General features: G+C 71.3%; 23 protein-coding genes. 8 read left to right on the top strand and 15 right to left on the bottom strand.

Annotation, left to right across the window (positions count from 1 at the left end):
- Positions 1–20 precede the first annotated feature (20 nt).
- The 3 genes from MPE_RS04990 (at position 21) to MPE_RS04980 (ending at position 4605) form a co-directional block, all read left to right on the top strand.
- Positions 21–1796 (top strand): ATP-binding cassette domain-containing protein, encoded by a 1776-nt coding sequence (locus MPE_RS04990; protein WP_011828599.1) that lies wholly within the window; start codon positions 21–23, stop codon positions 1794–1796.
- Between the two features lie 132 nt (positions 1797–1928).
- Positions 1929–3416 (top strand): sensor domain-containing diguanylate cyclase, encoded by a 1488-nt coding sequence (locus tag MPE_RS04985; protein ID WP_041929942.1) that lies wholly within the window; start codon positions 1929–1931, stop codon positions 3414–3416.
- Positions 3417–3537: 121 nt separating this feature from the next.
- Positions 3538–4605, top strand: coding sequence for a calcium:cation antiporter (locus MPE_RS04980; protein ID WP_011828597.1), 1068 nt, complete (start codon positions 3538–3540; stop codon positions 4603–4605).
- Between the two features lie 13 nt (positions 4606–4618).
- Here the strand turns inward: MPE_RS04980 and MPE_RS04975 are convergent, their stop codons facing one another.
- From MPE_RS04975 to MPE_RS04965, 3 genes are all read right to left on the bottom strand, one after another.
- Positions 4619–5128 (bottom strand): hemerythrin domain-containing protein, encoded by a 510-nt coding sequence (locus tag MPE_RS04975; protein WP_011828596.1) that lies wholly within the window; start codon positions 5126–5128, stop codon positions 4619–4621.
- Positions 5129–5240: 112 nt separating this feature from the next.
- The gene (locus tag MPE_RS04970) at positions 5241–6491 is read right to left on the bottom strand and encodes an MFS transporter (RefSeq protein ID WP_011828595.1); all 1251 of its coding nucleotides are present in this window, start codon (positions 6489–6491) and stop codon (positions 5241–5243) included.
- A gap of 134 nt (positions 6492–6625) precedes the next feature.
- On the bottom strand, positions 6626–7582 hold the full coding sequence (locus MPE_RS04965) for an AraC-like ligand-binding domain-containing protein (RefSeq protein WP_011828594.1): 957 nt from the start codon (positions 7580–7582) through the stop codon (positions 6626–6628).
- Between the two features lie 149 nt (positions 7583–7731).
- On the opposite strand from MPE_RS04965, the gene MPE_RS04960 reads away from it, so the two are divergent.
- Positions 7732–8805 (top strand): carbon-nitrogen hydrolase family protein, encoded by a 1074-nt coding sequence (locus tag MPE_RS04960; protein ID WP_011828593.1) that lies wholly within the window; start codon positions 7732–7734, stop codon positions 8803–8805.
- 43 nt (positions 8806–8848) lie between these two features.
- Here the strand turns inward: MPE_RS04960 and MPE_RS04955 are convergent, their stop codons facing one another.
- From MPE_RS04955 to MPE_RS04915, 9 genes are read right to left on the bottom strand one after another with little or no spacing between them, the layout of a single operon-like run.
- Positions 8849–9475, bottom strand: coding sequence for a TetR/AcrR family transcriptional regulator (locus tag MPE_RS04955; RefSeq protein WP_011828592.1), 627 nt, complete (start codon positions 9473–9475; stop codon positions 8849–8851).
- Positions 9476–9489: 14 nt separating this feature from the next.
- Positions 9490–10575: a 1,2-phenylacetyl-CoA epoxidase subunit PaaE gene (gene paaE, locus MPE_RS04950; RefSeq protein WP_011828591.1), complete on the bottom strand. Its 1086-nt coding sequence runs from the start codon at positions 10573–10575 to the stop codon at positions 9490–9492.
- Between the two features lie 12 nt (positions 10576–10587).
- Positions 10588–11136: a 1,2-phenylacetyl-CoA epoxidase subunit PaaD gene (paaD, locus tag MPE_RS04945; protein WP_011828590.1), complete on the bottom strand. Its 549-nt coding sequence runs from the start codon at positions 11134–11136 to the stop codon at positions 10588–10590.
- A complete protein-coding gene (paaC, locus tag MPE_RS04940; RefSeq protein ID WP_011828589.1) occupies positions 11133–11906 on the bottom strand; it encodes a 1,2-phenylacetyl-CoA epoxidase subunit PaaC in 774 nt (257 codons plus the stop codon). Before paaC ends, paaD begins: the two co-directional genes overlap by 4 nt.
- Before the next feature lie 12 nt (positions 11907–11918).
- Complete coding sequence (paaB, locus tag MPE_RS04935; RefSeq protein WP_011828588.1) at positions 11919–12209, bottom strand: 1,2-phenylacetyl-CoA epoxidase subunit PaaB; 291 nt, start codon at positions 12207–12209, stop codon at positions 11919–11921.
- On the bottom strand, positions 12206–13207 hold the full coding sequence (gene paaA / locus MPE_RS04930; protein WP_011828587.1) for a 1,2-phenylacetyl-CoA epoxidase subunit PaaA: 1002 nt from the start codon (positions 13205–13207) through the stop codon (positions 12206–12208). The genes paaB and paaA overlap by 4 nt, the downstream gene beginning before the upstream one ends.
- A gap of 12 nt (positions 13208–13219) precedes the next feature.
- Positions 13220–14527: a phenylacetate--CoA ligase PaaK gene (gene paaK / locus MPE_RS04925; protein WP_011828586.1), complete on the bottom strand. Its 1308-nt coding sequence runs from the start codon at positions 14525–14527 to the stop codon at positions 13220–13222.
- 14 nt (positions 14528–14541) lie between these two features.
- Positions 14542–14994 carry a hydroxyphenylacetyl-CoA thioesterase PaaI gene (gene paaI / locus MPE_RS04920; RefSeq protein ID WP_011828585.1) on the bottom strand — a complete coding sequence of 151 codons (453 nt, stop codon included), beginning with the start codon at positions 14992–14994 and terminating at the stop codon, positions 14542–14544.
- Between the two features lie 41 nt (positions 14995–15035).
- A complete protein-coding gene (locus tag MPE_RS04915) occupies positions 15036–15836 on the bottom strand; it encodes an enoyl-CoA hydratase-related protein (RefSeq protein WP_011828584.1) in 801 nt (266 codons plus the stop codon).
- A 141-nt stretch (positions 15837–15977) separates the two neighbouring features.
- Between MPE_RS04915 and MPE_RS04910 the strand changes: the two genes are divergently transcribed.
- Together MPE_RS04910 and MPE_RS04905 are read left to right on the top strand one after the other, a co-directional pair.
- On the top strand, positions 15978–16580 hold the full coding sequence (locus MPE_RS04910) for an acyltransferase (protein WP_011828583.1): 603 nt from the start codon (positions 15978–15980) through the stop codon (positions 16578–16580).
- A gap of 87 nt (positions 16581–16667) precedes the next feature.
- Positions 16668–18080 (top strand): amidase, encoded by a 1413-nt coding sequence (locus MPE_RS04905; RefSeq protein WP_011828582.1) that lies wholly within the window; start codon positions 16668–16670, stop codon positions 18078–18080.
- A gap of 3 nt (positions 18081–18083) precedes the next feature.
- On the opposite strand, the gene MPE_RS04900 is transcribed toward MPE_RS04905, so the two are convergent.
- The 3 genes from MPE_RS04900 to MPE_RS04890 are packed head-to-tail and all read right to left on the bottom strand — an operon-like array spanning position 18084 to position 20653.
- Complete coding sequence (locus MPE_RS04900) at positions 18084–18860, bottom strand: hypothetical protein (protein ID WP_011828581.1); 777 nt, start codon at positions 18858–18860, stop codon at positions 18084–18086.
- 19 nt (positions 18861–18879) lie between these two features.
- Positions 18880–19566, bottom strand: coding sequence for a VOC family protein (locus tag MPE_RS04895; RefSeq protein WP_011828580.1), 687 nt, complete (start codon positions 19564–19566; stop codon positions 18880–18882).
- A gap of 10 nt (positions 19567–19576) precedes the next feature.
- Positions 19577–20653 carry a phosphotransferase gene (locus MPE_RS04890; protein ID WP_011828579.1) on the bottom strand — a complete coding sequence of 359 codons (1077 nt, stop codon included), beginning with the start codon at positions 20651–20653 and terminating at the stop codon, positions 19577–19579.
- A gap of 130 nt (positions 20654–20783) precedes the next feature.
- On the opposite strand from MPE_RS04890, the gene MPE_RS04885 reads away from it, so the two are divergent.
- Both MPE_RS04885 and MPE_RS04880 read left to right on the top strand, forming a co-directional pair.
- Complete coding sequence (locus MPE_RS04885; protein WP_011828578.1) at positions 20784–21713, top strand: ABC transporter ATP-binding protein; 930 nt, start codon at positions 20784–20786, stop codon at positions 21711–21713.
- Positions 21714–21715: 2 nt separating this feature from the next.
- Complete coding sequence (locus MPE_RS04880) at positions 21716–22477, top strand: ABC transporter permease (protein WP_036235073.1); 762 nt, start codon at positions 21716–21718, stop codon at positions 22475–22477.

Here is a 22477-nt window from a genome sequence, read left to right as displayed (position 1 = left end):
GCGAGCGACGAGACGAGGCGATGACCGCCGCCGCACCCGCAGGCCGCGCGCCGGTGACGCTGTACCGGGCCCTCTGGCGCCATGCCGAGGGCGCGCGCGGGCAGCTGCTCGGCGCGGCCCTGCTGCTCACCACCTCGCAGCTGCTGCGGCTGGCCTTGCCCTGGCTGGCCGGACTGGCGATCAATGCGCTGCAGGGCGGCGACCTGCGCGCCGCCGGCCGCTGGATCGCGGCGCTCGCCGCCCTCTACCTGCTGTCGTGGGCGGCCCACGGCCCCGGCCGCATCCTCGAACGCAACGTCGGCCTGCGCGTGCGCGAGACGCTGGCCGATGCGCTCTACGCACGCATCGCCGCGGCCCCGCTGGCCTGGCATGACGGCCACCACTCGGGCGAGCTGCAGCACCGCGTGCACCAGGCGAGCCGCGCGCTGTCGGACTTCGCGCAGACGCAGTTCGTCTACCTCGCCAGCGCCGTGAACCTGGTGGGGCCGCTGGTGGCGCTGACGCTGCTGTCGCGCAGCAGCGGCGCGCTGGCGCTGGCGGGCTACGTGCTGATCGGCCTGGTGATCCTGCGCTTCGACCGCGCGCTGATGCAGCTGGCGCGCGCCGAGAACGACGCCGACCGGCGCTACGTCGCAGCGCTGCTCGACTTCCTGGCCCATGCGTCGACCGTCATCGGGCTGCGGCTGTCCGCTGCGTCGCGCACGCTGCTGGCGCGGCGTCTCGGCGCGGTGTCGGCGCCGTTGCGGCGCAGCGTGCTGCTCAACGAGGGCAAGTGGTGTGCGGTCGACGTGATGGGGCTGGCGCTCACCTGGGCGCTGGTCGCCGTCTACGTGCTGAAGACGCGCACGCCGGGGGCGCAGGCGGTGATGCTGGGAGCGGTGTTCATGGTCTACCAGTACGCCCAGCAGGCGGCGGGCGTGGTGAGCTCGATGGCGGCCCACTTCCAGTCCTTCGCGCGCATGCACGCCGACCACGGCAGTGCTGCACCGATCGAGGCCGCGCCGTCGCGCGCCGCCGACCCGGCCGATGAGCGCATCGACGCCGACGCCGACTGGCAGGTGCTGGGCGTGGACGGGCTGGCCTGGGACTACGCGGCACGCGACGCCGCCGCCGACGGCGGCGGGCGCGCGGTCCAGGGCCTGCGCGAGGTGGGCCTGGCGCTGCGGCGCGGCCAGCGCGTCGCGCTGGTCGGTCCCAGCGGCGGCGGCAAGAGCACGCTGCTGCGCGTGCTGGCCGGGCTCTACACGCCGAGCGGCGGCCGGCTCGCGCTCGACGGCCGGGCGGCCGACTGGCCGCGGCTGCGCCGACTGGCCACGCTGGTCCCGCAGGAGACCGAGGTGTTCGAGGCGAGCGTGCGCGAGAACCTGGACTTCGGCCGGGCCTGCGCCGACGCCGATCTGCACGCCGCACTGCACGTGAGCGGCTTCGACGAGGTCCTGGCCGCCCTCGGCGGCGGTCTGGACACGGCCCTGTCCGAGCGCGGCTTCAACCTGTCGGGCGGCCAGCGGCAACGCCTCTGCCTGGCGCGCGGTGTGCTCGCCGCGCGCGGCAGTTCGCTGCTGCTGCTGGACGAGCCCACCAGCGCCCTCGACGCCGCGACCGAGGCGCGCGTGCTCGAACGCATTGCGCAGGCCTTCCCGGCGGCCTGCCTGGTGGCGTCGATCCACCGCCTGAGCCTGCTCGATCGCTTCGACACCGTCGTGCTGATGGCGGCTGGCCGCGTGGTCGATGCCGGCCCGCGCGACGCCGTGCTGGCGCGCCAGCCGACGCTGCGAACCGTGCCGGTGCCGCATTGATCGACGCTCCACATCGGGCATCCTTCACGACCGGCCCGACCGGGCCGCCGTGTCGGGCCGCGAGGCCTGCGATGCTCACCCCGAATGGCCGATATCCCTGTTCCCGAACGCAGCGGCTCGATGACCCCGACGATGCTCTCCCCGCAAACGAACACGCAGGCCGACCGACCGCCGGCATGGTGGGTCTACCTGCTGCTGCCCTTGCTGCATTTCGCCAGCGTCAAGCTGACCTTCCTGTGCGCCGTGTCGCCCGAGAACGAGGTGGTGATCTGGCTGCCCAACGCCGTGCTGCTGGCAGCGCTGCTCCACTTCCGCGGCCGGCGCGGCGGCTGGCTAGCCCTGCTGACGTTCAGTTCCGACGTGCTCGCCAACCTGCCGGTGTTCCCGCCGCTGCAGGCGGTGCTGCTGAGCCTCGTCAACCTCACGGAAGTGACGCTGGCCTACCTGCTGCTGCGCCGCGCAGGCACGTCGCCGGCGTTGGACCGGATCCAGGACCTGGGCAAGTTCGTCGTCATCGGCCCGCTGCTCTGCGCGCTCGTCGCCGCGCTGCTGGCGAGTCTGGTGCTGCAGGCGATGGACGGCGTGAAGACGCCCTATCCCACGCTGGTGCTGCTGTGGTGGTTCGGTGACGGCCTGGGGCTGCTGATCTTCACGCCGATGCTGCTGGCGCTGGCGCAGCCCGCGCCGGAGCCGATCCGGCTGCGCTGGCAGGACGGACCGGTGCTGCTGTTCACCGGCGCGCTGGCAGGGCTGATCCTGTCGGGGCAGTCGGAGCGCTGGAGCGGCGTGCCGCTGACGCCGAACCTGCTGCTGCCGCCGATGCTGTACATCGCAGTCCGCTTCGGCACGCGCTGGACCGCGCCGGCGGTCGCGCTCATCGCGCTGGCGGCCGCCTGGGCCCAGACCACCGGCCACAAGCCCTTCGGCGAGGCCTCGCCGCACGAACTGATCCTGCGCACCCAGGAGTTCATCCTGACGCTCAGCATCGTCGGCATGGGCTTCGCCACGCTGCTGAGCGAGCAGCGTGCGCTGACGCGCAGCCTGGAGGACAAGGTGCGCGAGCGCACCCTGAAGCTGGAGGAGTCCAACAGCCAGCTGGGCACGCTGAGCACCACCGATGGCCTGACCGGCATCGCCAACCGGCGGCGCTTCGACGAGTTCATCGCCGGCGAATGGCGCCACGCCCGCGTCACCGGCCAGCCGCTGGCGCTGGCGCTGCTGGATGTGGATCTGTTCAAGCATTACAACGACCGCTACGGCCACCAGGCCGGCGACGACTGCCTGCGCACCATCGCGCAGGTGCTCGGCGCCAACGTGCGCCGCGCCGGCGACCTGGTGGCGCGCTACGGCGGCGAGGAGTTCGCCCTGGTGGCGGTGGCGGCCGACGAGGCCAGCGCGCTCGCCATGTCGCGCGGCATCTGCCAGGCCCTCGAGGCGCTGGCGCACCGCCACGAGCTGTCGCCGTTCGGCGTGGTCACCGCCAGCATCGGCGTGGCGGTGCTGGTGCCCGGCGAGCACGACACGCACGAGACGCTCATCCGCCGGGCCGACCGGGCGCTCTACCAGGCCAAGGCGAACGGCCGCAACCAGGCGGTGCTGGCGGGCGACGCCCCGGCCTGACCCGCACCCCGGCGCACCGCGCGCCCTGTGTCCGACTATCCTTCGCGCTTGCCTCCGGCGGCGTGATCGATCGTGTCGCGCCGCGCCGTTCCACCGCTCGCGCCCCTGAAAGGACCGCCATATGCCCCGTTGGGCCCTGCTCCTGCCGCTCGCCGCCGCTGCCCTGCTGGGAGCCTCGCTGGCCCTGCCGATGAACGCCGCCATCGCCTCGGCCTGCGCCGTCGCCCTGATCGGCGCGGTGATCGCGGCAGTCCACCATGCCGAGGTCGTGGCGCACCGCGTGGGCGAGCCGTTCGGCACGCTGGTGCTGGCGATCGCGATCACGGTGATCGAGGTGGCGCTCATCGTCTCCATGATGCTGGCCGGCGGCGAGGGCAAGGCCGAGCTGCCGCGCGACACCATCTTCTCGGCGGTGATGATCATCTGCACCGGCGTGGTCGGCATCTGTCTGCTGGTCGGCGGCCTGCACCACCACGAGCAGTCCTTCCAGCTCGACGGCGCGAACTCCGCGCTGGCGGCGCTGGTGGCCATGGCGGGCCTCTCGCTGGTGCTGCCGTCCTTCACCACAAGCTCGGACGGCGGCACCTACACGATCTCGCAGCTCACCTTCGTCGCGGTCTCCTCGCTGGTGCTGTGGGCGGTGTTCGTGTTCGTGCAGACGGTGCGCCACCGCGACTACTTCCTGCCGCCGACGAATGCCGACGACGAGGACATCCACGCCAAGCCGCCGTCGAACGGCCAGGCCTGGGCCAGTTTCGGCCTGCTGCTGATCGGCCTGGTGTCGGTGGTGGGGCTGGCCAAGCAGCTGTCGCCGACCATCGAGGCGGCGGTCGCGGCCGCGGGCGCACCGAAGGCCGTGATCGGTATCGCGATCGCGCTGCTGGTGCTGCTGCCCGAGACCTGGGCCGCCGTGCGCGCCGCCCGCGCCGATCGCCTGCAGACCAGCATGAACCTGGCGCTGGGCTCGGCGCTCGCCAGCATCGGACTGACCATCCCGGTGGTCGTGGTGGCCGCGGTGCTGCTCGACCTGCCGCTGGTGCTGGGCCTGGCGGCCAAGGACCTCGTGCTGCTGCTGCTGACCTTCATCGTGGGCGCCATCACGCTGGGGACCGGGCGGACCAACCTGATGCAGGGCGCCGTGCACCTGGTGCTGTTCGCGGCCTTCCTGTTCCTCTCGCTGGTGCCCTGACAGGTCCCACGGCTCAGCGCGGCGCGGCCACCACCTCGCCTGCGCTGCTGACATCCACCCGCTGGTAGTCGGCGGCATACTTTTTTCGCATGCGCACCAGATCCTTCTGGTAGCGCCGGCCCAGCATGTCCTTCTTGTCGACGTCGAGGATGCGGCCGGCCACCTTGAAGAACTTGCGCTCCTCTTCCTTCAGGTGGTGCCGCACCTTCTCGCCGAGCCGCTTCGCGGTGTCGAGCCAGGCTTCGCCCTGCTTGTCGGACACGCTCAGTTCCTCGCACAGCTCCTCGATCTGGTGGTGCTCCGACAGGGCATGCCGAGACGACGACAGCCCCGGATCGGTCATCAGCAAGGGCACGTAGAGGAAGCGTTCCTCGGCGGCGGCATGCGCCTCGAGCTCCACCTTGAGCTGCAGGAAGACCTGCTCGCGCTGCGCCGTGGAGGCGCGCGCCGCCGTCAGCCGGCGGCACAGCTGGCGCTGGATCTCATGGCTCTCGTGCAGCAGATCGAACAGGCTCGCGGACATGGTGGCGGTTCCTCCGGTTGGGTACCGGGCCAGTATTGCGTTCGACAGCAGGCACTGTCCACCCGCCGCCGCGAGGTCGCGGCACAGGCGCGCAGCCGTCAGCGGCGTTGTCCTACACGGCAACGGCTGCCGCGGCCCGCGACCGCAGCGCGAGACCGGCCACGAAGGCCCGTCCGATGAGCAGCAGACCCACCGCGCCGATCGCCAGGAAGCCCGGCGGACCGATCACCCCCACCAGCCACCCGCCCAGCGCCACGCCGGCCGACTGCCCGAGGAAGAAGCACGAGGCGAAGGCGGCGACGGCCGCACCACGCCGGTCGGGCGCCATCTGCGTGGCATTCACCTGCAGCGTGTTGTGCACCATGTAGAAGCCCAGTCCGGCGACGAAACATCCGGCCAGCGCCCAGCCCCAGCCCGGCCCGAAGCCGACCGCGACAAGCGCCCCGCACATCATCAGCGAGCCCCAACGTGCCAGGCCGGCCTCGCCGAGCCGCCGCACCAGGGGGCCGGACGAAACGGCGAAGGCGAAGCCGCCCAGCCCGAACAGCATCACCAGCGCGCCCGCGGCCGACAGCGAGAGCTGGAAGGCCTCGTGCACGTGCGAGGCGATGAAGGCGAACGGCCCGAACAGGAACAGGCCCTCGAGAAACACCAGACCGAGGACCACCCGAGCCCAGGGACGCGCCAGCACGCCGCCGAACTCGGTCGCGATGCGGCGCAACGGCGACCCGTCACTCGCCGCGCGCACCGGGCGGGCGGCGTCCGGCAGACGCCGGTTCAGCGCGAACAGCGCGACGCTCACCAGCGCGAAGAAGCCCGCGAGCAGGAAATAAGGCGCGCGCCAGCCGAGGTGATCGGCCGCGAAGCCTCCCAACCAGACGCCGGCGGACAGGCCACAGATCTGGCCGATCAGGAAGCGCGCAAGGACGGGCTGCCGGCGCTCGTAGTCGACGACGTCGCCGATCCACGCCATCGACAAGGGGATCACCGCCGCCGCGGTGGCTCCGGCCAGCACGCGCGCCAGACGCAGCGCATCGAAGCCGGGTGCCATCCCGCACAGCACCGACGTGAGGGCGCAGGCCGCGGTGGCCCAGGCGATGACGCGGTACTTGCCGTAGCGATCGCCGACCGGACCGAAGAACAGCTGGGCCAGCCCGTAGGCCGTCGCAAACAGCCCGATGACCTGCGAAGCCTGGCCCAGCGTGAGGGCGAACTCGCCGGCCAGGCGCGGCAGCAGGGCATCGTTCACCCGCATCGACAAGCCGCTGCCGAAGGCCGCCAGCGCCAGGCAGGCGACCGCTCCACGCGGCAGCGGCGGCGAGGAGGAGGAAGAAGAAGGAGACGGCGGCGCGGCAGCGTTCATCAGGCGGGAGCGAAAGACGGCGCGTCCGGACACGGGCGGGCCGGAGAAAACCAGCGGCGACTCTAGGAGAGCACCGTGGTGCGTGTGCCGGCAAGGTCTCTCGCAGCCGTGCTAGCCACACGACGTCCGGCATGTCAGGTTTCGATCCGGGCCCGCAGCTCGCGCGGTGAACAGCCGAAGCGCCGGCGGAAGGCGCGGCTGAAGTGGGCGGCATCCTTGAAGCCCCACGAGTACGCCAGTTCGCTCACGCGGCGCAGACGCTGCTGCGCGGCGCACAGGTCGCGCCGCGCGGCTTCCAGGCGCTCGGTCTGGATCCAGTCGGCCAGCGAGCAGGCCTCGCCGGCCCAGGCCCGGTGCAAGGTGCTCGGTGACACGCCGAGGCGCTCGGCGATGCGGACCACCGTGAGATCCGGATCGCGCAGCCGCTCGCGCACCAGCGCCTTCACCTGCTGCCGGTGCAGCGCGACGAGCCGCGACACCGGCGGCGGCCGGGCGCCCGGCAACGTCGACAAGCCGGCGATCAGGATCTGCGTCACGCTGTCCGCCACGGCCGCAGCCGACTCGGGCGCCAGCGTGGCGATCTCGGCCGACAGCGTCTCGATCATGCCGATCATCAGGTGACCGGCCCCGCGCCGGCCGCTGACCGCGCAGGCGGTGAGCGACGGCGTGTCGGTCAGGGCGGTGCGCAGCGTGGGGCCGGGCAGCATCAGCACGTACTGCTGGAATGCCGCGTCGAAACGCAGCTCGTAGGGCCGCGTGCTGTCGTAGAGGGCGAAGTCGCCGGGCGACAGATGGGCCACGCGTCCGTCCTGCACGACCGCGCCGCAGCCCTGCGTCTGGATGCTGACGAGGAAGTAGTCCTCGCTCGCCCGCGCGATCTTGGCCGGCGTGCGGCGCACGCGCTGCGCGCTGGCCGTCACGCGCGACAGCGTCAGCGTGGACAGCGCATCGGCGGCGATCTCGCCTTCGAACCGCGAGGCGTCGCCGATCGCGTCGCAGTCCAGCTGCACATAGGTGTCGCAGACGCCATCGGTCCAGTACGCCAGGCGCTGGGCGGGCTCGACACCGACAGTGGTGAACAGGGTGGGCATGGGGCTGCAGCTCAGGGCCTGAGAACGCCATTCGCAACGCGGCCAGGCCGCGCGCTGCGTGCTGCGGTCAAGTACCGCGCCTCGTCCAGGCAAGACGCCGGGACCGATCCGTCGCATGCTCCGCTCCATTGCACGACAGGAGCCTCGCCATGCCGGTTTCGCACCCCAAGTTCCGCGCTGCCGCCGTCCAGGCTGCGCCGGTGTTCCTGGATCTCGACGCGTCGATCGACAAGGCCGTGGGCCTGATCGCCGAGGCCGCCACGCAGGGCGCGCAGCTCGTGGCCTTTCCGGAAACCTGGCTGCCCGGCTACCCGTGGTTCATCTGGCTCGATTCGCCGGCCTGGGCGCTGCAGTTCATCCAGCGCTACCACGATCACTCGCTGGTCGACGGCTCGCCGCAGGCCGATCGCATCGCCCAGGCGGCCCGCGACCACGCCATCATGGTCGTGATGGGCCACAGCGAGAAGGCCGGCGGCAGCCTCTACATGGGCCAGTGGATCATCGACGCCGAGGGCCGCACGGTGGCGCGGCGCCGCAAGCTCAAGCCCACGCACGTGGAGCGCACCGTGTTCGGCGAGGGCGACGGCAGCGACCTCGGCGTGCACGACACCGCGCTCGGACGCATCGGCGCGCTGTGCTGCTGGGAGCATCTGCAACCGCTGTCGAAGTACGCGATGTACGCGCAGGACGAGCAGGTGCACATCGCCGCCTGGCCCAGCTTCTCGCTCTACCGTGGCGGCGCCCATGCGCTGGGCGCGGAGGTGAACACCGCCGCCAGCCGCATCTACGCGGTGGAAGGCCAGTGCTTCGTGGTCGCCCCCTGCGCCACGGTCTCGAAGGAAATGGTGGCGATGCTGTGCGGCGACGACCCGACGAAGCGACAGCTGCTGCTCGAAGGCGGTGGCTATGCGGGCATCTACGCGCCCGACGGCCGCCTGCTGACCGAGCCGCTGCCGGAGCACACCGAGGGGCTCGTCCACGCCGAGCTCGACCTGGGCCTGATCACGCTGGCCAAGGCGGCGGCCGATCCGGCCGGCCACTACTCGCGGCCCGACGTGACGCGCCTGCTGCTCGACAAGACACCGCGCGACCGCGTGGTGCTGGCGCCGCAGCGCCCTCCCGGCGCGTCGGCAGGCGCCGCCGAGGCCGCACCACCGCCGTCCGGCACATCGCCCGGTGACCCGGCCGCTGCCGGCCCGTCGACCGCGCGCCGCACGGCTTGAGCGTCGGGCGATCGCCGCGTTCACCACGCGCGCTCCTCGCGGCTCAGCCGCCGGGGGCCGCCGGCGGGGCTGCCGCCTGCACGGCCGGCAGCCCGCCGAGAAAGAGGTCGGCCACGATCGGCGCCAGCGCGGCATGGTCGAGCGGGCCTTCGGGCTTCACCCAGGTGAACATCCAGTTCACCATGCCGAACAGCAGCATCGTCAGCGGCTTGGCCATCGCGGCCTCCTTCAGGTCCGGCCGCAACGCCACCACCGCCGCGGCGAACGACGCCACCACCTGCCGCTCCTTGCCGAGGATGCGTTCGCGGTCGCCCTCTTCCAGGAACTTCACGTCCTCGGTGAGCACGCGGTGCGCGTCCTGCGCCCCGGCGTACTCGCCCACCAGGCGGGCGATCAACTCGCGCAGCCGCCGTTCGGGCGCCAGCGTCGCGTCGGCGTCCACCTCTTCGACCAGCCCCTGCAGCCGCGAGACATGCCCTTCGGCGATGCTGACGAGCAGCGCGTACTTGTCGCGGTAGTAGTGGTACAGCGTCGCCTTCGAGACCCCGCAGGCCTCGGCCACCTGGTTCATCGTGGTGGCCGGGTAGCCGCGCCGCGCGAACAGGCGCGCCGCGTGCTCCAGGATCAGGTCGAGCTGGTCTGCATATCCGGGCAGGCGGCCACGGGCCATCGGGTGTCCTCGTCTCAGCGTTCGTCGAAGGAGAGCACCACGCGGTCGGTCAGCGGGTGCGCCTGGCAGGTGAGGACGAAGCCGGCGGCCACCTCCTTCCTGTCCAGCGCGAAGTTTCGCTCCATGCGGACCTGCCCCTCGATCAGCTTCGCCCGGCAGGTGCCGCAGACCCCGGACGTGCACGAGAACGGCACCTCGAGCCCGGCCGCCGAGGCCGCGTCGAGCAGGCTGGGTTGTCCCTTGGTGAACGAGATCTCGCGCCGCAGGCCGTCGCGGATGATCGTGACCTTCGCCTGCTCGGCGTCGCCGGGCCGGGCCTCGTGGACCACCGCGTCGGCCGTGCCGCCGGCCGGCTGCGCGACGCCGAAGCGTTCGATGTGGATGCGGTCCTCCGGCACGCCGGCCGCCCGCAGCGCCGCCTCGGCCTCGTCGTTCATCTGGAACGGGCCGCAGACATAGGCGTGGGCGATGCCGGCGGCCGGTACCAGGACGGACAGGAACTCGCCGATCTTGTGGCGGTTCATCACGCCGCGGTTCAGCGGCGCGTCGGTGTGCTCGTCGGAGAACACGTGGTGCAGCACCAGCCGCGTCAGGTAGCGGTTCTTCAGGTCCTCGAGCTCCTCCTTGAACATCGTCGAGTTCAGCAGCCGGTTGCCGTAGATCAGCGTGAAGCGGCTGTGCGGCTCACGCGCCAGCACCGTCTTCATGATCGACAGGATGGGCGTGATGCCGCTGCCGCCGGCGATGCCCAGGTGGTGGCGCTTCGACGCCGGATCGAGCGGCACGAAGAAGCGGCCCTGCGGCGCCATGACCTGGACCACGTCGCCGGTGCGCAGGTGCTCGTTGATCCAGTTCGAGAACACGCCGCCGCGCACCTTGCGCACGCCCACGCGCAATTGGCCGTCGTCGACACCGGCGCAGATGGAGTAGGAGCGGCGCAGGTCCTGCCCGTCGATCTCCTTGCGCAGCGTGAGGTACTGGCCCTGCGTGAAGCCGAACACCTCGCGCAGCGCAGGCGGCACGTCGAACGTCACCACCACGGCCTCGGCCGTGTCGGGCTCGATGGCACGCACGCGCAACGGATGGAAAAGCAGGCTCATGAACCAGTGCGATCAGAGCGGCTTGAAGTGCTCGAACGGCTCGCGGCAGCTCAGGCAGCGGTACAGCGCCTTGCAGGCGGTCGACCCGAAGGCCGACAGCCGCTCGGTCTGGCGGCTGCCGCAGCGCGGGCAGGCCAGGGGCGCCGGTCTGCCGCGGCCGAAGAAGCGGATCGGCGCCGCACCGTCCGGTCGGACGGACGGCCCCGGCGGTGCGATGCCGTAGGCGGCGAGCTTGCGGCGGCCGGCCTCGCTGATCCAGTCGGTGGTCCAGGCCGGCGCGCGCTGCAGCGTCACGCGGGCGGGCCCGAGGCCGGCATCGTCGATCGCGGCCCGCACCTGGTGCTCGATCACCTCGGTGGCCGGACAGCCCGAGTAGGTGGGCGTCAGCACGATCTCCAGGCCCGCACCCTCGGCGCGGACCGCCCGCACGATGCCGAGATCGCAGACCGACAGCGCCGGCACCTCGGGATCGAGCACCTCGTCCAGTGCCGCCCACGCCTGCTCGCAACGCACGGCGTCGTCACGGTCGACCGCCTCGCGCGCCGTCGTCACCGCGCTCACCACGCACCTCCCGGGTAGGCCCGCTGCAGGTACTGCATCTCGGCGAGCAGGTAGCCCATGTGCTCGCTGTGCACGCCGCGGCTGCCGGTGCTCGTATAGCCGCCGGTTGCCGGCAATGCCAGGCCGGCTTCGGCGAACACGGCCGCCATCTCGGCCAGCCAGGGCTCGCGCAGGTCGGCGCGACGCGGGCCGAGCCCGGCCTGGCGGGCGTGTTCGTCGACCGCGTCGGACTCGAACAGCTCGGGGGTGTAGCGCCAGGCCTGTGCCAGCGCCGCCTCGATGCGGTGGCGCGATTCGTCGGTGCCGTCGGCGAGCCGCACCACCCAGTCGATCGCGTGCTGCTGGTGGTAGCGCACCTCCTTGACCGCCTTGCCGGCGATCGCGGCCACCTCGATGTCGCCGGAATCGCACAACCGCTCCCACAGCAGCCGCGCCCAGCCGGCGACGAACAGGTTGCGCAGCACGGTGAACGCGAAGTCGCCGCGTGGCAGTTCCACCAACGTGAGGTTGAAGTAGTCGCGCTCGTCGCGCAGGAAGGCGAGCTGGTCCTCGTCGTGGCCACGGCCCTCGAGCTCGCCGGCCCGCGTGAGCAGCGCACGCGACTGGCCCACCAGGTCGAGCGCCATGTTGGTCAGCGCGATGTCCTCCTCGAGGATGGGCGCATGGCCGCACCACTCGCCGAGCCGCTGCGCCAGGATCAGCGTCGTGTCGGCGATGCGCAGCAGGTACTGCACCGCGGGATCGCGCCGGAGTTCGATGGATTGCGTCATGCCGGCCTCGGTTCACATGTGATCGACCGACTTCGGCAGCGCGTAGAAGGTCGGGTGGCGGTAGACCTTGTCCTCCATCGGGTCGAAAAAGGCGCCCTTCTCGGCCGGGTCGCTGGCGGTGATCTGGTCCGAACGCACCACCCAGAGGCTCGTCCCTTCCTGACGGCGCGTGTAGACGTCGCGCGCGAGCTGGATCGCCATCTTCGCGTCGGTGGCGTGCAGGCTGCCGCAGTGCTTGTGGTCCAGGCCGGCCTTGCTGCGCACGAAGACCTCCCACAGCGGCCATTCGGTGTCGGTGCTCATGCGACCTCCTCCTTCGGTGCCTGCTTGCGTGCATGCGCCAGCGCGGCCTCGCGCACCCAGGCGCCCTCCGCCCAGGCCTGCACGCGGGCGGCGAGGCGCTCGCGGTTGCAGGGCCCGTCGCCGGCGAGCACGCGCTTGAACTCGCTCCAGTCGATCGGCCCGTGGTCCCAGTGCTCGCGCTCGGCGTTCCACCGCAGCGCCGGATCGGGCAGCGTGACGCCCAGCACCTGGGCCTGCTCCACCGCGGCGTCGATGAACTTCTGCCGCAGCTCGTCGTTGCTGACGCGCTTGATGCCCCAGCGCATCGACTGCGCCGAGTTCGGCGACTGGTCGTCCGGCGGGCCGAACATCATGATCGACGGCCACCACCAGCGGTTCACCGCGTCCTGCACCATCGCCCGTTGCGCGTCGCTGCCCTGCTGCATCATCGTCAGCAGGGCCTCGTAGCCCTGGCGCTGGTGGAAGCTCTCCTCGCGGCAGATGCGCACCATCGCGCGCGCATACGGCGCATAGGAGCAACGGCAGATCGGCACCTGGTTCATGATCGCCGCGCCGTCGACCAGCCAGCCGATCGTGCCCATGTCGGCCCAGGTCAGCGTGGGGTAGTTGAAGATCGAGCTGTACTTGGCCTGGCCGCTGTGCAGTGCCTCGAGCAGCTGGTCGCGCGATGTGCCCAGCGTCTCGGCCGCGGCATAGAGGTAGAGGCCATGGCCGCCCTCGTCCTGCACCTTGGCCAGCAGGATCGCCTTGCGCTTGAGCGTGGGCGCGCGACCGATCCAGTTCCCCTCGGGCAGCATGCCGACGATCTCGGAATGCGCGTGCTGGCTGATCTGGCGCACCAGCGTGCGACGGTAGTGCTCGGGCATCCAGCCCTTGGCCTCGATGAACTCGCCGGCATCGATGCGCTCGTCGAAGCGCTGCTGGAGCCGCGCCTCCTCGACCGAGCGGACCGCCGGGCGCTCGTCCTTCGGCGCGCTGTCCATGGCTTGCGTGTACATGGTGCGGGTTCCTTACTTGGGTCGCCTGTCGATCACGCGGCGGGCCTTGCCGACCAGCGTGCGTTCGATCGAATCGGGCAGGCCGACGCTGACCGTCGTGTTCACGCCGATCAGCGTCTTGATGCGCTGCTGCAGCCGCGCACCGAGGGCAACGCGGTCGACCCCCGCATGCGCCGGCTGCACCTCGCAGCGCACCTCCACCTCGTCGAGCAGGCCCTCGCGCGTGACCACCAGCTGGTACTGCCCCGACAGCGGGCCTTCCTGCAGCACCAGCTCCTCGATCTGCGTCGGGAACAGGTTGACGCCGCGGATGATCAGCATGTCGTCGCTGCGTCCGACGATCTTGCTCATGCGGCGGAACGAACGCGCTGTCGGCGGCAGCAACCGCGTCAGGTCGCGCGTGCGGTAGCGGACGATGGGCAGCGCCTCCTTGGTCAGCGAGGTGAAGACCAGTTCGCCCTCGGCGCCATCGGGCAGCACCTCGCCGGTCTCGGGGTCGATGATCTCCGGGTAGAAATGGTCTTCCCAGATCACCGGCCCGTCCTTGGATTCGATGCACTCGTTGGCGACGCCCGGGCCCATGACCTCGGACAGGCCGTAGATGTCGACCGCGTCCAGGCCGGCCCGGCCCTCGATCTCCTGGCGCATCGCCTCGGTCCAGGGTTCGGCGCCGAAGATGCCGACCTTCAGCGAGCTCTCGCGCGGGTCCAGGCCCTGGCGCACGAACTCCTCGATGATCACCTGCATGTAGCTGGGCGTGACCATGATGATGTCGGGCCGGAAGTCGCACAGCAGCTGCACCTGCTTCTCGGTCTGTCCGCCCGACATCGGGATGACGGTGCAGCCGACCCGCTCGGCGCCGTAGTGCGCACCGAGGCCGCCGGTGAACAGCCCGTAGCCGTAGGACACGTGGACGAGATCGCCCGGGCGCCCGCCGGAGGCGCGGATCGAGCGTGCCACCAGCTCGGCCCAGGTGTCGATGTCCTTCAGCGTGTAGCCCACCACCGTCGGCTTGCCGGTGGTGCCGGACGACGCATGGAGGCGGGCCACCTGCTCGCGCGGCACCGCGAACATGCCGAACGGGTAGTTGTCGCGCAGATCCTTCTTGGCGGTGAACGGAAACCTGGAGAGGTCGGCGAGCTGCTTCAGGTCGTCGGGGTGCACGCCCTGGGCGTCGAACGCGCGCCGGTAGTGCGGCACCCGGTCGTAGGCGTGGCGCAGGGTCGCACGCAGGCGCTGCAGCTGCAGCGCCGAGATCTCGTCGCGGCTGGCGGTCTCGATCGCCTCGAGGTCGCCGGGGGCGGGGCGTTTCACGGGCATGACGGTCTCCTCGTTCAGCGGCCGGCGGACGCCACCGCGGGCTTCCCGCGCATCGCGTAGGAGCGGCCGCGGAACACCGCGAGGCATTCGCCGCGCTGGTTGTGGACGGTCGCGTCGTAGACGCCGGTGCGGCCGGCGCGCGACACCTCGGTGCAGCGCGCCTCCAGCAGGTCGCCGAGCTGCCCGGGGGCGAGGAAGTCGATCGCGAAGCCCGAGGCCACGGTCAGCTCGTTGCCGGCATTGCACGCGAAGGCGAAGGCGGAGTCGGCCAGCGTCGCGATGAGGCCGCCGTGGCACATGCCGTGGCCGTTGAGCATGTCCTCGCGCACCCGCATCGTCAGCACGGCGCGGCCCGGACCGATCTCCGTGACCTGCATGCCCAACGCCTGCGAGGCGCGGTCGCCGGCCCACAGGCCGTCGCGCACCTGCTCGGCGAGGCGCTGCGCGGAAGCGGGTTCGTCGGTCATGGCAGGGCTCCGGGTCCGGGGGGCGGTGAGGAACAGCGCGTTCAGCGGTCGGTGAAGCGCGGCGCGCGCTTGCCGAGGAAGGCGCTCACGCCCTCGAGGTAGTCATTCGAATGACCCTGCACGCGCTGCAGCTGCTGTTCGCGCTGCAGCGCGGTGTCGAAGTCGAGCGTCTGGGCGGCGTCGATCGCCTCGCGCGTGGCCGCCAGCGCGCGCGTCGGCATCGCGGCCAGACGGTCGGCCAGCGCCTGGGCCTCGGCGCGCAGCGCTTCGTCGTCGACGCACTGCCAGATCAGGCCGAGCCGCTCGGCCTCGGCGGCCGGCAGCTTGTCGCCCAGCAGCGCCAGGCCGAGCGCCTTCGCGCGGCCGGCCAGTCGCGGCAGCAGCCAGGTGCCGCCGGTGTCGGGCACCAGGCCGATCTTCGTGAAGGCCTGGATCAGCACGGCCGAACGCGCCGCCAGCACGAGGTCGCAGTTCAGCGCCAGGTTGGCGCCGGCGCCGGCCGCGACGCCGTTGACCGCGGCCACCACCGGCACCGGCATCGAGCGCAGGCGCAGCGCGAGCGGGCGGTACCAGCGCTCGATCACGGCACCCAGGTCCTTGCGCTCGCCGCGCGCGGGATCGACCGCGACGGCCGGGTCGGCCAGGTCCTGGCCGGCGCAGAAGGCGCGGCCGGCCCCGGTCAGCACGACGCAGCGCACGCCGGCGTCGCCGGCCGCCGCGTCGAGCTCGCCGCGCAGGCGCCCGAGCATCTCGGTGGTGAAGCTGTTCAGCGCGGCGGGACGGTGCAGCGTCAGCGTCCGCACGCTGCCGGTCTGCGCGACGAGGACCGTGGGGTCGGACATCGGTGCTGCCTTTTCTGCCAGGGAATGCCGGGACATCTGCCGTGTGCGCTCGGGCAATGCATGATTGACCGACCAGTCGGTAGACTATATGTTCCGGTTCGGGCTCCTGCCCATCCCTGCAACTACCTACCCGGAGCCGCCATGCCCTGCTACGCCATCGACGGGGTGCTGCCGGTTGTCGATCCGAGCGCCTACGTCCACCCCACGGCGGTGCTGATCGGAGACGTGATCGTCGGCGCGCACTGCTACATCGGCCCCTGCGCCTGCCTGCGCGGCGACTTCGGACGCATCGTCATCGGGCCGGGCGCCAATGTGCAGGACAACTGCGTGCTGCACGGCTTCCCGGACCAAGCGACCGTGGTCGAGAAGAACGGCCACATCGGCCACGGCGCGGTACTGCACGGCTGCGTGGTGCGGCGCGACGCGCTGGTGGGCATGAACGCGGTGGTGATGGACGAGGCCGAGGTCGGCGCGCAGGCCATCGTGGCGGCCTGCGCCTTCGTCCCGGCCGGCATGCAGGTGCCGCCGCGCACGCTGGTGGCCGGCACGCCGGCCCGGCCCAAGCGGCTGCTGAGCGACGCCGAGATCGCCTGGAAACTCGAAGGCACCCAGACCTACCAGGACCTCGCGCGGCGCAGCCGCGACTCGCTGCGCGAGGTGCAGCCGCTCACCGCGCTTGACGCCGACCGGCCGCGCCTGCAGAGACTGGCGCTGCGGACGCTGATCGCGACGAAGCGTGCCTGAGGCCGGCGTCGCGCGCGCGACTGTCCTCACCGTCCGGCAATCGCACACTCATCGCTCCTGCCCCTTCACCCCACCCAGGCGGACCCCATGCAAGCACTCTGGCAACACAGCGCCCTCGAACTGGCCACGCTGATCGCACGGCGCGACGTGTCCTGCGTCGAGGTGATCGAGGCCCATCTGGCGCGCATCGAGGCCGTCAACCCGCGCGTCAACGCCGTGGTCCGTCTGCTGGCCGACGAGGCCCGCGCCGCCGCCGTGGCGGCCGATCGCCAGGTGGCGGCAGGCGCCGCGCTCGGCCCGCTGCACGGCGTGCCGATCACGGTGAAGGAAAACATCGACATGGCCGGCCTGCCCACTCCCTGGGGCGTGCCGGCGCTGGCTGGCGCGGTGGTGCCGGAGGATGCGCCGACGGTGCAACGCATGCGCGCGGCCGGCGCGATCCCGATCGCCCGCACCAACCTCCCCGACCTGGCGCTGCGGGTGCACACCGACAGCAGCCTGCACGGCGCCACGCTCAACCCCTGGAATCCGGGGCGCACCGCCGGCGGCTCGAGCGGCGGCGACGCGGTGGCGCTGGCCACCGGCATGGCCGCGATCGGCCTGGGCAACGACATCGGCGGCTCGCTGCGCAACCCGGCCAATGCCTGCGGCATCGCGTCGATCCGGCCGTCGGCGGGCCGCGTGCCCGACGCCGGCTTCGTGCCGGCCGAAGACCGCCTGTTCGCGGTGCAGCTGATGAACGTGCAGGGCCCGATGGCACGTCGCGTGGCCGACGTGCGTGCCGCGCTGCAGGCGCTGATGGGCGCGCACCCGCGTGATCCCTGGTCGATCTCGGCGCCGCTGGTCGGCGCCGCCGAGCCCGGACCGCTGCGCGTCGCGGTGCTGCCCGAGCCACCGGGTGGCCGCACCGATCCGCGCGTGGCCGCCGCGGTACGGCGGGCCGCCGCGGCGCTGGCCGATGCCGGCTACGAGGTGACCGAGATCTGCCCGCCGCGCTACGAGGACGCGATCACCGCCTGGGCGCAACTGCTGTTCGGCGACTTCGAGGCGATGACGCCGCAGCTGCTGCCGATGATGGGGCGCGACGGCGCGGCCTTCTGGGAGATGCTGCGCGCCATCATGCCGCCGTGGGCCGACACCGCGGCGGTGTCCGAGCTGTTCATGCGCCGCGATGGCATCGCGCGCGACTGGTCGCGCTTCATGGCGACGTATCCGCTGCTGCTGTCGCCGACCTGGTCGCAACTGCCGTTCGAGCCCGGCTTCGACTGCGCCTCGCCCGCTGGCGCCGCCGACACCGCGGAGATGATCCGTCCGGTGCTGCCGGCCAATCTGATGGGCCTGCCCTCGGCCTGCGTGCCGGCGGACCGCGACGAGGCCACCGGCCTGCCGATCGGCGTGCTGCTGACCGGCCGGCGTTTCCGCGAGGACCAGTGCCTCGATGCCGCCGAAGCGATCGAGCGGCGCTTCGCGCTCGCCACGCCCATCGACCCCGTCGGCTGAGACTCAGAGGTCGACCGGCAGCTCCAGGTGCTGCCGGTAGATGAAGTCGCGGTGCTCGCCGAGGATGGGGACCGCGGCGGCCCTCACCACCGGGTCGCCGGTCGTGTACACGGCACGGAACAGCGGCGTCATCGCGCACAGGTCCTGCGGCAATGGCGAGACCAGCGCGTAGGCGCAGGCGGCATAAAGGTCCAGCGCGGTGAGCGAGGCCCCCACGCAGTAGCGGCTGCCGCGCTCGCGTTGCGATCGCAGCCGGTCGGCCAGCAGGCCCATCACCTCGGCGCAGCGAGCGGGCGCCGCCGCCGCGGCAGCGTCGCCGCACCCGTACTTCCGGCCGAGGAACCTGAAGCTCTCGCGGATCTCCGGCGGCTGATCGGGGCCGGAGAAGTCGCGCACCATCAGGTGCCGCCGGTTCCACACGAAGCCGTTCTCGCCGAAGATCTCGTTGGCCAGGCCGAACATCAGCATCCGCTCGTCGACATCGCGCGGGATCAGCGCCGGCTCCGGCGCCAGCCACTCGAACAGATACAGCTGTTCGATCCACGTCGACCGCGGCGGCTCCCCGTTCCACACCGCGACCGGCGCGGTGGCCTGCGCGGTCCAGCGGATCAGCGGCAGGTTGGAACCGAGCAGTTCCTGCCTCACCTTCACGTGCGCGAGCTTCTTGACGTGCAGGATCGCCTTGGCCGCCTCGCTCCACGGGCCGGGCACGCCCGGCGTGAGCACCACGCGCAGGCCGGGCATCCCGACCGCGTCCTCCACGTCGACGTAGTGCGCCATGCGATGGGCCTCGGTGGACTCAGCGATCGACCGGCGGCACGTGACCGCCGAGTGATCCGCGCGCGGAGATCTCGATCCAGTTCCCGTCGGGGTCCGCGACGAAACCGTAGCGCGCGACCGTGCCGAAGGTGACGGGGTCGCGCGCCACGCTTCCACCGCGCGCGACGATCTCCTGCATCGCCAGGTCGGCATCGTCGATCTGGACGGTGAGGTAGCGGAACGCCAGGCCGACGAAATCGTTGCAGGGTCGCCCGCCCGGGCCGGGCGTGACGAACAGCAGCGTGTCGCCGCAGCGCGCCACGTCTTCGGCGACGCGGTCGAACGCCATCGCCTCGGTGTAGAAGCGCATCAGCCGCGCGGTGTCCGGCGTGCGCACCGTGATGCCGATGCCCACCACGCCATCGGTGCCGCTCGGCACCACGCGGACCGCGTCGCCGTCCGGGTGCCGGCCTTCGTAGCGGCGGGCATCGGGGCCCGCGATCGTCAGGCCGACGTAGCCGGTCGGCGGCTGCCCGGGCAGCGGCGTCGGGTAGTGGTTCACCTTGACGACGGAACCGTGGGCGTCGTAGCGGTGCTGGACGGTGCCGTTGCCGAAGTCGAGCTCATGGTCGAGGCGCAGGCCCACGGTGTCCGACCAGAAGCTGCGCTGCTGCGCGATCTGGTTGGTGAACAGGCCGATGTCCAGGTGCGGCTTGAGCAGGCGCATGGCCGGTCCCTCAGGCGCCCAGCGTGTCGAGCGCGTGGTTGTCGATCGCCTGGTGCGCGCCACCGGTGATCATGTGTGCGAACAGGCGGTCGCCCCGTTCGGTGCGTTTGACGATCACCGTCGCGGCGATCGCGACCGCGAGCACCGCGAAGCTGTAGTGCCGGTAGTCGGCCATCGCGTGGTCGAAGCTGTAGTCCTGCACGCCGTGGGCGCAGAGTGCCTCGTGGTAGCCGGCGAGCAGCGAGCGCTCGTGCTTGCGGCGCGTCTCGCGGTCGAACGCTCCCCCCAGGAAATAGGCGGTGTCCATGCCGGTCCCGAGGAAGTTGCTGGTCTGCCAGTCGACGATCGCGACCCGGCCCCCCGCGGGATGGAACAGCATGTTGTCGGGCCGAAAGTCGCAGTGCGAGTAGCACTTGGGCAGCGGCCGCGGCCGGTTCCAGTGCGCGTGGTGACGGACGTAGCGCTCGCAGACATCGGTGACCTCGGCGGACAGCATGCCGTCGTAGGTGCGCTTGAAATAGTCCCACGACGACTCGATCAGCTCGGTGGTGTAGAAGCCCTGCGCGCCTTCGGGCACGTAGAGCCAGGGCTGCTTCATCAGCTCGAGGTCGTTCCAGTAGGCCGCGTGGAGCCGGGCCGCCTCCGACAGCGCGCGGCGCGCCTCGTCGACGCTGCAGCCGCGCATCTGGTCACCGGGCCGGGCCGGCGCCAGGTCCTCGAACAGCAGCACGAAATCGTTGGCGGCATCGATCTCCGCGACGTAGGTCCGCGGCACGTGGATGCCGGCCTTCGCGGCCGCCTCCCGGTAGAACATGACCTCCGAGCGGTAGAAGCCCATCGACCGCCCGGTCTCCGCCGCCGTGGCATTGGCGGACGGGAACTTGCCGACCACCGACTTCGGCGCGTCGGGCGGCGGCGTGCCGGCGTACTCGAGGTGGAAGCGCCGGGTCTCGCCGAGCTGTCCGGTGCCCACCGACTCCATCACCAGTCCGGCGACCCGGGCGTTCACGCCCCCGGCGGCCAACGCGGCCGTGATCCACGCAGGGGTCACCGCCTCGGGCGGCACGATGGCGACAGGCTGGCTCATGGGCAGGTCTCTCCGGGTTGCTCGCGGCGCAGCTTAGGGCGCGGGCACGCCGAAAGATGGCTCATTCCGGACACCGCTCTTGCCCAGGCGTGACAGGCAGCCTGGGCAGGCTGCGGCTATCCTCGTCCCGATGCAGCACATCCTCACGGCCACAGGCGTCTCCAAGACCTACCGCTCGGGCTTCCACGCGCTCAAGGGCATCGACCTGGCGATCCGCCCCGGCGAGATCTTCGCGCTGCTGGGGCCCAACGGCGCCGGCAAGACCACGCTGATCAGCATCGTCTGCGGCATCGTCAATGCGAGCAGCGGCCGCATCGAGGTCGACGGGCACGACATCGTTCGCGACTACCGCGCCGCACGCTCGCTGATCGGCCTCGTGCCCCAGGAGCTGACGACCGACGCCTTCGAATCGGTGTGGAACACGGTGTCCTTCAGCCGCGGCCTGTTCGGCAAGCCGCCGGACCCGGCACACATCGAGAAGGTTCTGAAGGCGCTGTCGTTGTGGGACAAGAAGGACAGCAAGATCATGGCGCTGTCGGGTGGCATGAAGCGGCGGCTGATGATCGCCAAGGCGCTGTCGCACGAGCCGCGCATCCTCTTCCTGGACGAGCCGACCGCCGGCGTCGACGTGACGCTGCGGCGCGACATGTGGCAGCTGGTCCGCGAGCTGCGCGCCACCGGCGTGACCATCATCCTGACCACGCACTACATCGAGGAAGCCGAGGAGATGGCCGACCGCATCGGCATCATCAACAAGGGTGAGCTGGTCCTCGTCGAGCAGAAGGCGGAGCTGATGCGCAAGCTCGGCCGCAAGCAGCTGACACTGCAGCTGACGGCGCGGCTGGCGCAGGTGCCGCCCGCGCTGGCCGCCTACGCGCTCACGCTGTCGGCCGACGGCCTGGAGCTGACCTACACCTACGACACGCAGAGCGGGCGCGCCGGCATCGCCGCGCTGCTGGACGCGCTGAGCGGGCTGGGGATCGCCTTCAAAGACCTGCACACGACGCAGAGCTCCCTGGAAGACATCTTCGTCGGCCTGATCGAGGACAACACCCCATGAGCATGAACCTGCACGCGGTGCGCGCGATCTACCGCTTCGAGATGGCGCGCGCGTGGCGCACGCTGATGCAGAGCGTGATCTCGCCAGTGATCTCCACCTCGCTGTACTTCGTGGTGTTCGGTGCGGCGATCGGCGCGCGCATTCCCGAAGTGGACGGCGTCAGCTACGGCGCCTTCATCGTGCCGGGGCTGGTGATGCTGTCGCTTCTGACGCAGAGCATCTCGAACGCCTCGTTCGGCATCTACTTTCCCAAGTTCACCGGCACGATCTACGAGCTGCTGTCGGCGCCGGTCTCGGCCTTCGAGATCGTGCTGAGCTACGTGGGCGCCGCGGCCACCAAATCGGTCGTGCTCGGGCTCATCATCCTGGCCACCGCCTGGCTGTTCGTGCCGCTGCGCATCGAGCACCCGGTCTGGATGCTGCTGTTCCTGGTGCTGACGGCGGTGACCTTCAGCCTGTTCGGCTTCATCATCGGCATCTGGGCCGACGGCTTCGAGAAGCTGCAGGTGGTGCCGCTGCTGATCGTCACGCCGCTCACCTTCCTGGGTGGCAGCTTCTATTCGATCGGCATGCTGCCGCCGTTCTGGCAGACGGTGGCGCTGTTCAACCCGGTGGTCTACCTGGTGAGCGGCTTCCGCTGGAGCTTCTACGGCACGGCCGACGTGCACATCGCACTGAGCCTGGGCATGACCTTCGCTTTCCTCGCCGGCTCGCTGGCCGTCGTGGCCTGGATCTTCCGCACCGGCTACCGGCTGAAGACCTGA

Origin of the sequence: Methylibium petroleiphilum PM1 (genome assembly GCF_000015725.1) — a bacterium.
Classification (GTDB): Bacteria; Pseudomonadota; Gammaproteobacteria; order Burkholderiales; family Burkholderiaceae_C; genus Methylibium; species Methylibium petroleiphilum.
The sequence above is the reverse complement of the archived record's forward strand: the minus strand, read 5'-3'. Positions and strand labels throughout refer to the sequence as shown.

What these genes read in the sequence shown, in the direction of transcription:
- MPE_RS04990 (WP_011828599.1), top strand. Translation starts at nt 21, where the DNA reads ATGACCGCCGCCGCACCCGCAGGCCGCGCGCCGGTGACGCTGTACCGG.
- MPE_RS04985 (WP_041929942.1), top strand. Translation starts at nt 1,929, where the DNA reads ATGCTCTCCCCGCAAACGAACACGCAGGCCGACCGACCGCCGGCATGG.
- MPE_RS04980 (WP_011828597.1), top strand. Translation starts at nt 3,538, where the DNA reads ATGCCCCGTTGGGCCCTGCTCCTGCCGCTCGCCGCCGCTGCCCTGCTG.
- MPE_RS04975 (WP_011828596.1), bottom strand. Translation starts at nt 5,128, where the DNA reads ATGTCCGCGAGCCTGTTCGATCTGCTGCACGAGAGCCATGAGATCCAG.
- MPE_RS04970 (WP_011828595.1), bottom strand. Translation starts at nt 6,491, where the DNA reads ATGAACGCTGCCGCGCCGCCGTCTCCTTCTTCTTCCTCCTCCTCGCCG.
- MPE_RS04965 (WP_011828594.1), bottom strand. Translation starts at nt 7,582, where the DNA reads ATGCCCACCCTGTTCACCACTGTCGGTGTCGAGCCCGCCCAGCGCCTG.
- MPE_RS04960 (WP_011828593.1), top strand. Translation starts at nt 7,732, where the DNA reads ATGCCGGTTTCGCACCCCAAGTTCCGCGCTGCCGCCGTCCAGGCTGCG.
- MPE_RS04955 (WP_011828592.1), bottom strand. Translation starts at nt 9,475, where the DNA reads ATGGCCCGTGGCCGCCTGCCCGGATATGCAGACCAGCTCGACCTGATC.
- paaE (WP_011828591.1), bottom strand. Translation starts at nt 10,575, where the DNA reads ATGAGCCTGCTTTTCCATCCGTTGCGCGTGCGTGCCATCGAGCCCGAC.
- paaC (WP_011828589.1), bottom strand. Translation starts at nt 11,906, where the DNA reads ATGACGCAATCCATCGAACTCCGGCGCGATCCCGCGGTGCAGTACCTG.
- paaB (WP_011828588.1), bottom strand. Translation starts at nt 12,209, where the DNA reads ATGAGCACCGACACCGAATGGCCGCTGTGGGAGGTCTTCGTGCGCAGC.
- paaA (WP_011828587.1), bottom strand. Translation starts at nt 13,207, where the DNA reads ATGTACACGCAAGCCATGGACAGCGCGCCGAAGGACGAGCGCCCGGCG.
- paaK (WP_011828586.1), bottom strand. Translation starts at nt 14,527, where the DNA reads ATGCCCGTGAAACGCCCCGCCCCCGGCGACCTCGAGGCGATCGAGACC.
- paaI (WP_011828585.1), bottom strand. Translation starts at nt 14,994, where the DNA reads ATGACCGACGAACCCGCTTCCGCGCAGCGCCTCGCCGAGCAGGTGCGC.
- MPE_RS04915 (WP_011828584.1), bottom strand. Translation starts at nt 15,836, where the DNA reads ATGTCCGACCCCACGGTCCTCGTCGCGCAGACCGGCAGCGTGCGGACG.
- MPE_RS04910 (WP_011828583.1), top strand. Translation starts at nt 15,978, where the DNA reads ATGCCCTGCTACGCCATCGACGGGGTGCTGCCGGTTGTCGATCCGAGC.
- MPE_RS04905 (WP_011828582.1), top strand. Translation starts at nt 16,668, where the DNA reads ATGCAAGCACTCTGGCAACACAGCGCCCTCGAACTGGCCACGCTGATC.
- MPE_RS04900 (WP_011828581.1), bottom strand. Translation starts at nt 18,860, where the DNA reads ATGGCGCACTACGTCGACGTGGAGGACGCGGTCGGGATGCCCGGCCTG.
- MPE_RS04895 (WP_011828580.1), bottom strand. Translation starts at nt 19,566, where the DNA reads ATGCGCCTGCTCAAGCCGCACCTGGACATCGGCCTGTTCACCAACCAG.
- MPE_RS04890 (WP_011828579.1), bottom strand. Translation starts at nt 20,653, where the DNA reads ATGAGCCAGCCTGTCGCCATCGTGCCGCCCGAGGCGGTGACCCCTGCG.
- MPE_RS04885 (WP_011828578.1), top strand. Translation starts at nt 20,784, where the DNA reads ATGCAGCACATCCTCACGGCCACAGGCGTCTCCAAGACCTACCGCTCG.
- MPE_RS04880 (WP_036235073.1), top strand. Translation starts at nt 21,716, where the DNA reads ATGAACCTGCACGCGGTGCGCGCGATCTACCGCTTCGAGATGGCGCGC.